The sequence below is a fragment of the Paraburkholderia susongensis genome, from assembly GCF_900177725.1.
GTDB lineage: Bacteria > Pseudomonadota > Gammaproteobacteria > Burkholderiales > Burkholderiaceae > Paraburkholderia > Paraburkholderia susongensis.
This window is the reverse complement of the sequence record NZ_FXAT01000009.1, coordinates 181,188-194,367: the sequence shown is the minus strand read 5'-3', so window position 1 is coordinate 194,367 and position 13,180 is coordinate 181,188. Positions and strand designations below refer to the sequence as shown.

Below are 13,180 nucleotides of genomic sequence, written 5' to 3'. Positions count from 1 at the left end.
CACGATGACAGCGACGCGGCGCGCAAGCGGTTCGCGAGGCCGGCCCAGCCCGGTGCAATGGCTGCTCTATCTGATCGCGGTGCTGGCGCTCGCGTGGCTCGTCACGCAGGCGTTCTACTTCACGCAGATCGCGGTCTGGACCGTCGTCAATCCGCGCTCGACGGCGTTCATGCGCTCGGACGCATGGCGTCTGTCGCAGGATCGGCCGGATCTGTCGGTGCAGCGCACGTGGGTGCCGTACGACCAGATTTCCCACAATCTCAAGCGCGCGATCATCGCGTCCGAAGACGCGAATTTCGTCAACAACAACGGCTACGAAACCGACGCGATCCTGCAGGCGTGGGAGCGCAACAAGGCGCGCGGCAAGATCGTGCGCGGCGGCTCGACGATCACGCAGCAGCTCGCGCGCAATCTGTTTCTGTCGCGCGAGAAAAGCTACATCCGCAAAGGTCAGGAGCTGATCATCACGTGGATGCTCGAAACGCTGATGGACAAGCAGCGCATCTTCGAGATCTATCTGAACTCGGTCGAATGGGGCAATGGCGTGTATGGCGCCGAGGCGGCCGCGCAGTACTACTACAAAACTCCCGCGAGCAAGCTGACCGCCGCGCAATCCGCGCGTCTCGCGGTGATGCTGCCGCGCCCCAAATATTTCGACGAACACCGTAATTCCGCATATCTCGCGCAACGCTCGCGTGTGATCGCGCGACGCATGGGCGCGGCCGAATTGCCCGATTGAACGCGCGTGCGGTGCTCACGCCTGAGCGCCGGATAAGCCGCGTTTTCCACGTTTTCCACGTTCTCAAGCCCGCCTCGCGCGGGTTTTTTTACGTCCGGAATGCGCCCGGAACCGTACCTGCCAGCCGCAACTAAACAGCCAATCGGCAACTAAAATCTCATTATATGGACTCAACATTCACATATTGGTGATTCTCGAAAGTCGCCCTACAATCCAAGCCAACACGCATCGCAAATCGGAGCGCCAGGCGCTCCGACCCAGCCGATAGCGGCAGCAAAAAAACCGGAGACGACACCCACCATGTCTGGCAGCCAAAGACAGCACCCGCGCGAGCGCGGCGCCGCAAGCATCCCCGCCGCACGCATTGCCGGGCTTCTCTCCGGCCCCGCGCGCTAAGCGCAAAAAATCATCCGAAAGCGAATCGCCATGAACAAAGCGATGCCTACTCACGCCGTCAGCGCGGCCGAGGCCGTACAGACGCCGAACAGCGCACCGGGCTCCGCGCCGCGTCAGACCCCGGCCGTCACCGCCAGTGCCGCCGCGAGCGCCCCTTCCGCCGCAAGAGCGTCGCGCCCTGTCACGCGGCCCGGCGCCGCCGACGGACTCGGGCTGCCCGTCACGCTGCTGGAGATCACGCCGCAGCAGGCGGGCACGCAGACGCTCCTGCGCGGCCTCGCGATTCTCGAAGCGGCCGCCGCCGGCGTGCGCGATCTGCGCAGCTTCGGCGCCGCGCTCGGCACGACCCGCAGCACCACGCACCGGCTCGTGAGCAGCCTCGTGCAGGCGCGCTATCTGCGTCAGGTGCAGGGCGGCTATCTGCTCGGGCCGAAGCTGATCGAACTCGGCACGATCGCGCTCGAACAGATGCCGCTCACCGCGGTGGCGCGCCCGCATCTGGAGTCGCTGGCCGAGCAGACGCTCGACACGATCCACCTCGGCGTGCGCGATGGCGACGACGTGCTGTACATCGACAAGATTCCCGGCACGCGCGGCCTCGAAATGCGCTCGCGCGTCGGCCACCGCATGCCGCTCGCGTCGACCGGCATCGGCAAGGCGATGATGCTCGACCTCGCGCCGGACGCGTGGCAGTCGCTCTTCGACGCCTCGCGCCGCGCGCTCGCGGGCGTGAGCTTCAAGCCGGACAACCGCCCCGACGCGCCGACCTTCATGCAGCGCATGACGAACTACGCGGCCGGCGGCTACACCTTCGACCTCGAGGAAAACGAAGCGGCGATCCGTTGCGTCGCGGCGCCGGTGCGCGATGCGTCGGGCGCGATCGTCGCGGCGCTCTCGGTGGCGAGCACGATTCCGTACATGCCGCTCGAACGCATGGACGAACTGATTCCGGTCGTGCAGCGCGAGGCGCGCGCGATCTCGGAGGAACTCGGTTGGCGCGCTCCGCAACCGGCAGCCCGCAGGATCAAGCGATGAAACAGGCGGGCATCGCCACCGTGGCGAACCACGAATCAGCCGTCGACGACGGCATCGATGCGGGTGTCGATTTCGCGCGTGCCGCGCTGATCGCGCTCGACTGGGGCACGACGTCGCTGCGCGCGTATCTGTTCGACGGGCACGGCCGCGTGCTGGCGACGCGCGCGTCGGCGGCCGGCATCATGAACCTGCCGCGCAGCGCCGCCGAGGGCGGCTTCGACGCCGTATTCGACGACGTCTGCGGCGCGTGGCTCGAACGCGCGCATGGCGTGCCGGTGATCGCGGCGGGCATGGTCGGCAGCGCGCAGGGCTGGCTCGAAGCGCCGTATGTCGAAACGCCCGCGAATGCCGACGCGCTCGTGGCCGGCATCGTCCGTGTGACGGCGGCCAACGGCGCGACGCTGCATATCGTGCCCGGCGTGCTGCAACGCGGCGAGCTGCCCAACGTGATGCGCGGCGAGGAGACGCAGATTGTCGGCGCGCTCAGCGAGGACGCGGACGCCGCACATGACGCCGCGAACGACGCCGCCCATGCCGCAAGCAGCACGTGCTCGTTGATCGGCCTGCCGGGCACGCATGCGAAATGGGCGGTCGTGCAGGCGGGGCGTATCGAGCGTTTTCATACGTTCATGACCGGCGAGGTGTTCGCCGCGCTGCGCGAGCATACGATCCTCGGCCGCACGATGACCACGCCCGATCGTCCGGATACCGAAGCATTCCTGCGCGGTGTGAACGTCGCTCGAGAGAAGGGCCAGGCGGGCATGCTCGCGACGGTGTTCAGCACCCGCACGCTCGGTCTCACCGGCGAGCTGCCGGGCGAAGCGCAGCCCGACTATCTGTCGGGCCTGCTGATCGGGCACGAGCTGGCCGGTCTCGAAGCGGTGCTCGTGCTGCAGCAGAGTTCGCTCGCGCACCAGAGCCCGCGCCTGATCGGCAACGAAGCGCTATGCGAGCGCTACCGCCTCGCGCTCGCGCAATTCGGCTGCCTGCAGGCACAGCTAGTCAAGCACGCGACCGAGCGCGGCCTGTGGCGCGTCGCCGCCGAGGCGGGGCTCGTCAATCCGTCCGCCCGCGCACGGAGCGCCGGCTAACCGGCCGGCCGGCGGCAAGACCGCTCACGAAACAAGGAACCGACATGCAACCTCACATCAATCTGCCCGCACCGTACATGCCGCACGCAGGTCTGATCGCCGCGTTCGAAGCCTGTCCGCTGATCGCGATCCTGCGCGGCGTGACGCCCGCCGATGCGGCCGATCACGGCCAGGCGCTGTATGAGGCGGGCTTTCGCATCGTCGAGGTGCCGCTCAATTCGCCGCAGCCGTTCGACAGCATCGCCGCGATCCGCAAGGCGCTGCCGGCCGACGCGATCGTCGGCGCGGGCACGGTGCTGCATCCGGTATTCGTCGACGATGTGAAGGCGGCGGGTGGTGAACTCATCGTGATGCCGCATAGCGACCCCGAGGTCGTCAGCGCCGCGAAGGCGCAGGGCCTTGCGTGCGCGCCGGGCGTCGCGACGCCGAACGAAGCATTCATCGCGCTCAAGAACGGCGCGGACGTGCTGAAGATGTTCCCCGCCGAACAGCTCGGCTGCCAGGTCGTCAAGGCATGGCGCGCGGTGATTGCGGCGCAGGTGCCGCTCGTGCCGGTCGGCGGTATCACGCCGGACAACATGGGGCCGTTTCTGAGCGCGGGTGCGAATGGTTTCGGGCTCGGCTCGGCGCTCTACAAGCCGGGGCAAAGCGCGGCCGTGACCGCCTCGCACGCGAAGGCGTTCATCAACGGTTTGCGGATCGCCCGCGCGGGCGCGAAGAAATGAACCGGCTCGCTGGCAAAGCCGCTCTCGTGACCGGTGCCGGGCGCGGCATCGGCGCGGCGATCGCGCTCGCGTTCGCGCGCGAGGGTGCGGCGGTGGTGCTGGCTGAACTCGATCCCGACGCCGCGCAGCGCACGGCCGCACAGATCGAGGCGCAAATCGGCGCGGGCGCGCGCGTGCTCGCGGTGCAGACGGACGTCACGCAGGCGGCCTCGGTGCAGCATGCGGTGAGCGAGGGCGAACGTGCTTTCGGCGCGCTCGACGTGCTCGTCAACAATGCGGGCATCAACGTGTTCTGCGATCCGCTCACGATGAGCGACGCCGACTGGCGGCGCTGCTTCGCGGTCGATCTCGACGGCGTGTGGAACGGTTGCCGCGCGGTGCTGCCGGGCATGGTCGAGCGCGGCGCGGGCAGCATCGTGAACATCGCGTCGACGCACGCGTTCAAGATCATTCCGGGCTGCTTTCCGTACCCGGTCGCGAAGCACGGCGTGATTGGCCTCACGCGCGCGCTCGGCATCGAATACGCGCCGCGCAACGTGCGCGTGAATGCGATCGCGCCGGGCTACATCGAGACGCAGTTGACGCACGACTGGTGGAACGAGCAGCCCGATCCCGCCGCCGCGAAGCAGGCGACGCTCGCGCTGCAGCCGATGAAGCGCATCGGCCGGCCCGAGGAAGTGGCGATGACCGCGGTGTTCCTCGCGTCGGACGAAGCGCCGTTCATCAACGCGAGTTGCATCACCGTGGATGGCGGGCGCTCGGCGCTGTATCACGATTGAATTTGCCTGCCTCGTGAGGATCGCGCTCACAGGAGTCACAGGAGCGCGCTGCGCGAGGAGGCGTGAAGAGGCACAGGCAGAAGCACAGGCAGAACACCGGACGACGCGCTGGCCGCGTGTGTCAGACCGGTACAAGAAGACGCGGCCAATACCTTCTCGTTATCAATTAGTCAGGAGACACGCATCATGAAACGTAGAATTTTCCTCACGCTGGCAGCGGCAGCGGCGGGTGTGCTCTTCAACGCACCGGTCGTGCAGGCCGCTGATCAGGTCAAGATCGGCTTCCTCGTGAAGCAACCGGAAGAGCCGTGGTTCCAGGACGAATGGAAGTTCGCCGAGATCGCCGCCAAGGAGAAGGGCTTCACGCTCGTGAAGATCGGCGCGCCGTCGGGCGAGAAGGTGATGAGCGCGATCGATAACCTCGCCGCGCAGAAGGCACAGGGCTTCGTGATCTGCACGCCCGACGTCAAGCTCGGACCGGGCATCGTCGCGAAGGCGAAGGCCGACGGCCTGAAGATGATGACGGTCGACGACCGTCTCGTCGACGGCGCGGGCAAGCCGATCGAGTCGGTGCCGCACATGGGCATTTCGGCGTACAACATCGGCAAGCAGGTCGGCGACGGCATCGCGGCTGAAATCAAGAAGCGCGGCTGGGACATGAAGGACGTCGGCGCGATCGACGTGACCTACGAGCAGCTGCCGACCGCGCATGACCGCACCACCGGCGCCACCGACGCGCTCGTCGCCGCGGGCTTCCCGAAGGCGAACGTGATCGCCGCGCCGCAGGCGAAGACCGACACGGAAAACGCGTTCAACGCCGCCAACATCGCGCTCACGAAGAACCCGCAGTTCAAGCATTGGGTTGCTTACGCGCTGAACGACGAAGGCGTGCTCGGCGCAGTGCGCGCAGCGGAAGGCCGCGGTTTCAAGGCCGACAACATGATCGGCATCGGCATCGGCGGTTCGGATTCGGCTCTGAACGAGTTCAAGAAGCCGCAGCCGACGGGCTTCTACGGCACGGTCATCATCAGCCCGAAGCGCCACGGCGAGGAAACCTCGACGCTGATGTACGACTGGATCACGCAAGGCAAGGAACCGCCGATGCTCACGCTGACGACCGGCATGCTGGCAACGCGTGACAACGTCGGCGAAGTGCGCGAGAAGATGGGCCTCGCGTCGAAGTAAGCGGGTCGATTGCGGTGAGATGAAGCAAGCAAGTATCTAGCATGGGACCGGAGTAAGTGCTCTGCATGGGACCGTAGTAGGCGCTGAAGCGCCAACTACGGATCGACAGCTAAAGCGCTAACTCCGGTCGACCGCAGAGCATGGGACCGGAGTAAGCGCTAAAGCGTTAACTCCGGTCGACACAGGAGGCGAAGTGTCAGCGACGCTACGTTTTGACAATATCGGCAAGGTTTTTCCAGGCGTGCGTGCGCTCGACGGTGTGTCCTTCGACGTCTACGCGGGCCAGGTGCATGGCCTCATGGGCGAAAACGGCGCGGGGAAATCGACGCTGCTGAAGATACTCGGCGGCGAGTACCAGCCCGATTCGGGCCGCGTGATGATCGACGGCAACGAGGTGCGTTTCACGAGCGCGGCGGCGTCGATCGGCGCTGGCATCGCGGTGATTCACCAGGAACTGCAATACGTGCCCGACCTCACGGTCGCGGAAAACCTGCTGCTCGGCGCACTGCCGAACTCGCTCGGCTGGGTCAACAAGCGCGAAGCGAAGCGTTTCGTGCGCGAGCGGCTCGAAGCGATGGGCGTCGCGCTCGACCCGAACGCGAAACTGCGCAAGCTCTCGATCGCACAGCGGCAGATGGTCGAAATCTGCAAGGCGCTGCTGCGCAACGCGCGCGTGATCGCGCTCGACGAGCCGACCAGTTCGCTCTCGCACCGCGAGACAGAAGTGCTGTTCAAGCTCGTGCGCGATCTGCGCGCCGACAACCGCGCGATGATCTACATCTCGCACCGCATGGACGAGATCTACGAGCTGTGCGACGCGTGCACGATCTTCCGCGACGGCCGCAAGGTCGCCTCGCATCCGACGCTCGAAGGCGTGTCGCGCGATACGCTCGTGAGCGAAATGGTCGGTCGGGAAATTTCGGACATCTACAACTACTCGGCGCGGCCGCTCGGCGAAGTGCGCTTCGCGGCGAAAGCGATCGAAGGCCATCCGCTCGCACAGCCCGCGAGCTTCGAAGTGCGGCGCGGCGAGATCGTCGGCTTCTTCGGATTGGTGGGCGCGGGCCGCAGCGAGCTGATGCACCTCGTGTACGGCGCCGACCACAAGAAGGGCGGCGAACTGTTGCTCGACGGCAAGCCGATCAAGGTGCGCAGCGCGGGCGAAGCGATCAGGCACGGCATCGTGCTGTGCCCGGAAGACCGCAAGGAAGAGGGCATCGTCGCGATGGCGACGGTCTCGGAGAACATCAACATCAGCTGCCGCCGCCACTATCTGCGCGCGGGCATGTTCCTCGACCGCAAGAAGGAAGCTGAAACGGCCGACCGTTTCATCAAGCTCCTGAAGATCAAGACGCCGAGCCGCCGTCAGAAGATCCGCTTCCTGTCGGGTGGCAACCAGCAGAAGGCGATTCTGTCGCGCTGGCTCGCCGAGCCCAATCTGAAGGTGGTGATTCTCGACGAACCGACGCGCGGCATCGACGTCGGCGCGAAGCACGAAATCTACAACGTGATCTATCAGCTCGCGGAACGTGGCTGCGCGATCGTGATGATCTCGTCCGAATTGCCCGAAGTGCTCGGCGTGTCCGACCGCATCGTCGTGATGCGCCAGGGCCGCATTTCCGGCGAACTCGCGCGCAAGGACGCGACCGAACAGTCGGTGCTGAGTCTCGCGCTGCCGCAAAGCTCGACCGCGCTGCCGGACAGCGCAAACGCCGCCAACGCGGGCGCGCAGCACGCGGCCTGAACCTTATTTGGACGCAAGTCCGCAACCCGTGGGGAACGGGGAGGAGTATTGAACATGCAAGCCAGAGAAAACCTCGCGCAAGAGGCCGCCAAGAGCGCGGCCGACGCGCTGATTCCGCAGACGGGCGACAAGACGAAATGGTGGCAGCAGATCACCGAGTACAGCCTGATCGTGATCTTCGTCGTGATGTTCATCACGATGTCGCTGACCGTCGACCACTTCTTCTCGATTGAGAACATGCTCGGCCTCGCGCTGTCGATCTCGCAGATCGGCATGGTCGCGTGCACGATGATGTTCTGCCTCGCCTCGCGCGACTTCGACCTCTCGGTCGGCTCGACCGTCGCGTTCGCGGGCGTGCTGTGCGCGATGGTGCTCAACGCGACCGGCAACACGTTTATCGCGATCGTCGCGGCGGTCGCGGCGGGTGCGGCGATCGGCTTCGTCAACGGCGCGGTGATCGCCTATCTGCGCATCAACGCGCTGATTACGACGCTCGCGACGATGGAAATCGTGCGCGGCCTCGGTTTCATCGTGTCGCATGGGCAGGCGGTCGGCGTATCGTCGGATACGTTTATCGCGCTCGGCGGACTGACGTTCTTCGGCGTGTCGCTGCCGATCTGGGTCACGCTGTTCTGCTTCATCGTGTTCGGCGTGATGCTCAACCAGACCGTGTACGGCCGCAACACGCTCGCGATCGGCGGCAATCCGGAAGCGTCGCGTCTCGCCGGTATCAACGTGGAGCGCACGCGTGTCTATATCTTCCTGATCCAGGGCGCGGTGACCGCGCTCGCCGGCGTGATCCTCGCGTCGCGCATCACCTCGGGTCAGCCGAATGCGGCGGAAGGCTTCGAGCTGAACGTGATCTCGGCGTGCGTGCTCGGCGGTGTGTCGCTGCTCGGCGGCCGCGCGACGATCTCCGGCGTCGTGATCGGCGTGCTGATCATGGGCACGGTCGAGAACGTGATGAACCTGCTCAACATCGACGCGTTCTACCAGTACCTCGTGCGCGGCGCGATCCTGCTTGCCGCCGTGCTGCTCGACCAGTTGAAGAACCGCGGCTCGCGCGATTGACCGGATTCGTCGCGCGACCCGCTCCGCTCTCACCATCCAGTTCTTAAAGGAATCGAACGATGTCGTCTCCGGCCAATGCAAACGCCCGCCTCGCGGATACCGCGTACGCGCGCTATCCGAGTCTCGTCGACCGTACGGTGTTGATCACGGGCGGCGCGACCGGCATCGGTGCTTCGTTCGTCGAGCATTTCGCGGCGCAGGGTGCGCGCGTCGCGTTCTTCGATATCGATGCGAGCGCCGGCGAAGCGCTCGCCGATCAGCTCGGCGATTCGAAGCACAAGCCGCTGTTCCTGACCTGCGATCTGACCGATGTCGACGCGCTGCAAAAAGCGATTGCCGACGTGAAGGCCGCGCTCGGGCCGATCCAGGTGCTCGTCAACAACGCGGCGAACGACAAGCGCCACCAGATCGGCGAGGTGACACGCGAGTCGTTCGACGCGGGCATCGCCGTGAATATCCGCCACCAGTTCTTCGCGGCGCAGGCCGTGATGGAGGACATGAAGGCCGCGAAGAGCGGCTCGATTATCAACCTCGGCTCGATCAGCTGGATGCTCAAGAACGGCGGCTATCCGGTCTACGTGATGTCGAAGTCGGCGGTGCAGGGTTTGACGCGCGGCCTCGCGCGCGACCTCGGGCACTTCGACATCCGCGTCAACACGCTCGTGCCGGGCTGGGTGATGACGGAAAAGCAGAAGCGCCTCTGGCTCGACGACGCGGGCCGCCGGCAGATCAAGGAAGGGCAGTGCATCGACGCCGAGCTGATGCCGGCCGACCTCGCGCGCATGGCGCTCTTCCTCGCCGCCGACGACAGCCGCATGATTACCGCGCAGGACATCGTCGTCGATGGAGGCTGGGCGTGACTGCCGAGGCACGCACGCAACGGGCCACGCTGCTGCTCGACACGAAGTGCGAGCTTGGCGAAGGCGCGACCTGGTGTGCGCGAACCGGCCGCTTCTACTGGACCGATATCGAAGGCGCGCGCCTGTGGCGCTATGATCCGTCCGACGGCCGCAGCGATTCCTGGCCCATGCCCGAGCGGCTCGCGACGTTCGCGCTGTGCACGAATCCGCGCTACCTGCTGCTCGGTCTCGCCTCGCATCTCGCGTTCTTCGATCTGGAGACGGGCGGCACGCAACGTATCGTCGACGTCGAGCCCGGCATGAACACGCGCGTGAACGACGGCCGCTGCGATCGCGCGGGGCGTTTCGTGTTCGGCACCAAGGACGAGAGCGGGATGTTGCAGCGCGTGGGTGGCTTTTACCGGCTCAATCGCGATCTGTCGCTCGAACGCCTGCCGCTGCCGGCGCCGGCGATCTCGAACAGCATCGCGTTCAGCCCCGACGGCGCGACGATGTATTACTGCGATTCGCCGACGCGCGAAATCCGCGCCTGCGACTATCGCGCGGACGGCTGCATCGTCAACGACCGCGTGTTCACGCGCCTGACCGACGCGAGCGGCGTGCCCGACGGCTCGAGCGTCGACAGCGACGGCGGCCTGTGGAACGCGCAGTGGGGCGGCGCGCGCGTGGTGCGCTACGGTTGCGACGGCATGGAAACGGAGCGCGTCGAGGTGCCGACCGCGCAGCCTAGCTGTGTTGCGCTCGGCGGTCCCGCAAGAGGGCTCGCCGCCGGCGGCGCGCAGCTCGACACGCTCTACATCACGAGCGCGCGCGCCGAACTCGACGCGGCGGCGCTCGCGGCCGATACGTTCGCGGGCGGCGTGTTCGTCGCGACGCTCGCGCGGCGCGGGGTGGCCGAGCCGCTGTTCGAAGGCGCCCCGTCTGACACAGAATGACGCGTTCCCGGCCGCGCGCCGGGGCCGCGATCGTGAAGGTGAAGCAGAAAAAGAAAAAAAGCACGCAGCACCCGTCAGCCTTGACGGCCACGTCCCACGCCTCTCGATGGAGCCAGACATGACTGTTGCGAATTTCGTTTCAGCCTCATCCCAAACGTCCCAGACCCGGCGCTCGCGACTTGCCGCGGCGGCCAACCCTGTGCTGGCGGGCCCCAGCACGTCGGCGGTGGCGCTCGGCGAAGGCAGCGCCGGCGATTTCGCCTGCATCACGCTCACCAACGCGCAGTTGCGGCTCGACGTCGCGCCGACGCTCGGCGGCGGCGTGACCCGCTTCGACTGGCGCAACGACGGCGCGCTCACGCCGATCTTCCGGCGCTGCCGCCACGTCGGCGCCGACACGCAGCCGAACCAGCTCGCCTGCTATCCGCTGCTGCCGTATTCGAACCGGATCGGCGGCGGGCAGTTCAGCGTGGCGGGGCGGCGCGTCGAAGTGCCGCGCAACCGCGCCGACGAGCCGCTGCCGATTCACGGCGACGGCTGGCTCGCGCAATGGCAGGTCGTCGAAGCGGATCGCGAGCATGCGCGTCTTTCGCTCGATCGCTGCGACGGCAAGCCGTACGCGTATCGCGCGACGCAAACCTACACGCTCGACGGCCCGACACTCGTCGTCGCGCTCGAAATCGAAAACGCCGGGCGCGAGACGCTGCCGTTCGGGCTCGGCGTGCACCCGTTCTTCGTGCGCGACGCGGATACCGAACTGTCGGCGGCGGCGGGCGGCCTGTGGCTCTCGGGTGACGACTGGTTGCCAGTGCGCCACGTGCCGGCGCCGCCCGCGTGGCAGTTCGGCGTCGCGTATCCGCTGCCGGAGACGATCGTCAATCACGCGTTTACCGGCTGGAGCGGCCAGGCGGCCGTGGTGTGGCCGAAGCGCCGGCTGTCGCTGAACATCGCGGCCGACACGGACTACTACGTGCTGTACACGCCGCCCGGCGAAGATTTCTTCTGTTTCGAGCCGGTCGATCATCCGATCAACGCGATGAACCTCGCGGGCGGCGCGAGCGAAAACGGCATGACCCTGCTCAAGCGCGGCGAGCGTTTGACGCGCACGTTCCGCTTTACCGTCGAGCGGATGGGGCTGCGGTCGATGCCGGGCGGGCGTGGGGCGCGGCGGCAGTGACAGGATGTGGCGGGTGCATACGCAGGTAAAATACGCGCCTCTTCCGATTACCGGCTCGCCGCGAGACTTCCTATGTCCAATTTCATCCAGACACTCAACGACGCCTGGCAGCGCACGAATTCGCTGCTGTGCGTTGGCCTCGATCCCGAGCCCGGCAAATTCCCCGGCGCGCTCGCGGGCCGCTCCGATGCGATCTTCGAGTTCTGCCGCACGATCGTCGATGCGACCGCGCCGTACGCGTCGTCGTTCAAGCCGCAGATCGCCTACTTTGCCGCGCATCGCGCGGAAGACCAGCTCGAGCAGCTCATCGCCCACATTCACGCGAACCATCCGGGCCTGCCGGTGATTCTCGACGCGAAGCGCGGCGACATCGGCAGCACCGCCGAGCAGTACGCGCGCGAGGCGTTCGAGCGCTACAAGGCGGACGCGGTGACGGTCAATCCGTACATGGGCTTCGACTCGATCGAGCCGTATCTCGAGCACGAAGGCAAGGGCGTGATCGTGTTGTGCCGCACCTCGAACGCAGGCGGCTCCGATCTGCAATTCCTCGAGACGGGCGGCCGGCCGCTCTACCAGGTCGTCGCGCAGCTCGCGGCGCAGAAATGGAATGCGAGCGGCCAGCTCGGGCTCGTGGTCGGCGCGACATTTCCGAAGGAGATTGAAGTGGTGCGCGGGATCGTCGGCGACATGCCGCTGCTGATTCCCGGCATCGGCGCGCAAGGCGGCGACGTGCAGGCTACCGTGACCGCGGGCCGGACCGCGAACGGCACAGGCATGCTGATCAATTCGTCGCGCGCGATCATCTACGCGGGCAAGGGCGACGATTTCGCGCCGGCAGCCGCGCAGGCCGCGAAGGAAACGCGCGACCGGATCAACGCGTTCCGGTGAGCCGGAGGGGCTACCTCAGCCTCAGCAACGCGGCGGCGCCAGGCGCTCGATCAACGCCGCATGCCGCGGATGTTGCGCCTTCAGCACGGCCACATCCGCGAGTTCGAACTCACTGAATTCGAAACCCGGCGCGACCGTGCATCCCGCGAGCGCGAACGTCGCCGGATCGGCGCACTCCGCCGCGAACCACAAGCCGGCCGGCACCACGGCCTGAAACACCGTATCGGGCTGCGTGAGCGGATTGCCGAGCCGATGCGTGATGAGTGCGCCGTTGCCGTCGAGCACGTGAACGTTCAGCGGCTCGCCCGCATAGAAATGCCAGACCTCGTCGGAGCGGATCCGATGCCATGCCGAATGCGCGCCGTCGCATAGCAGGTAGTAAATCGCGGTCGACGCCGCGCGCTGGCCGTCCGGCTTGGCCGGCTCGCCGTCGCGCAATACGCGCGCGGCCGAGCGGTACGTCTCCGCGAAGAATCCGCCTTCGGGATGCGGCTTCAGATCGAGGCGGCGGATCAGTTCGTCCGTGACTGCGCGCGAGTTGTTCATGGGTCCACC

13 protein-coding genes are annotated in these 13,180 nt (G+C 66.6%); 12 read left to right on the top strand and 1 reads right to left on the bottom strand.

Annotated elements, in window-relative coordinates:
• The first annotated feature begins 4 nt into the window (after window positions 1–4).
• From mtgA to pyrF, 12 genes are all read left to right on the top strand, one after another.
• On the top strand, window positions 5–739 hold the full coding sequence (gene mtgA / locus B9Z01_RS24550; protein WP_085487843.1) for a monofunctional biosynthetic peptidoglycan transglycosylase: 735 nt from the start codon (window positions 5–7) through the stop codon (window positions 737–739).
• 426 nt (window positions 740–1,165) lie between these two features.
• The gene (locus tag B9Z01_RS24545) at window positions 1,166–2,170 is read left to right on the top strand and encodes an IclR family transcriptional regulator (protein ID WP_085487841.1); all 1,005 of its coding nucleotides are present in this window, start codon (window positions 1,166–1,168) and stop codon (window positions 2,168–2,170) included.
• Window positions 2,167–3,261, top strand: coding sequence for a 2-dehydro-3-deoxygalactonokinase (locus tag B9Z01_RS24540; RefSeq protein ID WP_085487988.1), 1,095 nt, complete (start codon window positions 2,167–2,169; stop codon window positions 3,259–3,261). The genes B9Z01_RS24545 and B9Z01_RS24540 overlap by 4 nt, the downstream gene beginning before the upstream one ends.
• Window positions 3,262–3,305: 44 nt before the next feature.
• Window positions 3,306–3,986: a 2-dehydro-3-deoxy-6-phosphogalactonate aldolase gene (locus tag B9Z01_RS24535; RefSeq protein WP_085487839.1), complete on the top strand. Its 681-nt coding sequence runs from the start codon at window positions 3,306–3,308 to the stop codon at window positions 3,984–3,986.
• Window positions 3,983–4,765, top strand: coding sequence for an SDR family oxidoreductase (locus tag B9Z01_RS24530; RefSeq protein ID WP_085487837.1), 783 nt, complete (start codon window positions 3,983–3,985; stop codon window positions 4,763–4,765). The genes B9Z01_RS24535 and B9Z01_RS24530 overlap by 4 nt, the downstream gene beginning before the upstream one ends.
• A gap of 186 nt (window positions 4,766–4,951) precedes the next feature.
• Window positions 4,952–5,950, top strand: a complete 999-nt coding sequence (locus B9Z01_RS24525; RefSeq protein WP_085487835.1) for an arabinose ABC transporter substrate-binding protein — start codon at window positions 4,952–4,954, stop codon at window positions 5,948–5,950.
• Window positions 5,951–6,143: 193 nt separating this feature from the next.
• Entirely contained in the window at window positions 6,144–7,694 is a 1,551-nt protein-coding gene (gene araG, locus B9Z01_RS24520) for an L-arabinose ABC transporter ATP-binding protein AraG (RefSeq protein ID WP_085487833.1), read from the top strand.
• Window positions 7,695–7,748: 54 nt separating this feature from the next.
• A complete protein-coding gene (gene araH, locus B9Z01_RS24515; RefSeq protein WP_085487831.1) occupies window positions 7,749–8,765 on the top strand; it encodes an L-arabinose ABC transporter permease AraH in 1,017 nt (338 codons plus the stop codon).
• A 59-nt stretch (window positions 8,766–8,824) separates the two neighbouring features.
• A complete protein-coding gene (locus tag B9Z01_RS24510) occupies window positions 8,825–9,625 on the top strand; it encodes an SDR family NAD(P)-dependent oxidoreductase (RefSeq protein ID WP_085487829.1) in 801 nt (266 codons plus the stop codon).
• Entirely contained in the window at window positions 9,622–10,560 is a 939-nt protein-coding gene (locus B9Z01_RS24505; RefSeq protein WP_085487827.1) for an SMP-30/gluconolactonase/LRE family protein, read from the top strand. Before B9Z01_RS24510 ends, B9Z01_RS24505 begins: the two co-directional genes overlap by 4 nt.
• A 118-nt stretch (window positions 10,561–10,678) precedes the next feature.
• Window positions 10,679–11,737 (top strand): aldose 1-epimerase, encoded by a 1,059-nt coding sequence (locus B9Z01_RS24500; protein WP_085487826.1) that lies wholly within the window; start codon window positions 10,679–10,681, stop codon window positions 11,735–11,737.
• Between the two features lie 72 nt (window positions 11,738–11,809).
• A complete protein-coding gene (gene pyrF / locus B9Z01_RS24495; RefSeq protein WP_085487824.1) occupies window positions 11,810–12,625 on the top strand; it encodes an orotidine-5'-phosphate decarboxylase in 816 nt (271 codons plus the stop codon).
• 21 nt (window positions 12,626–12,646) lie between these two features.
• Here the strand turns inward: pyrF and B9Z01_RS24490 are convergent, their stop codons facing one another.
• Window positions 12,647–13,171 (bottom strand): cupin domain-containing protein, encoded by a 525-nt coding sequence (locus B9Z01_RS24490; protein WP_085487822.1) that lies wholly within the window; start codon window positions 13,169–13,171, stop codon window positions 12,647–12,649.
• Between the last annotated feature and the right edge of the window lie 9 nt (window positions 13,172–13,180).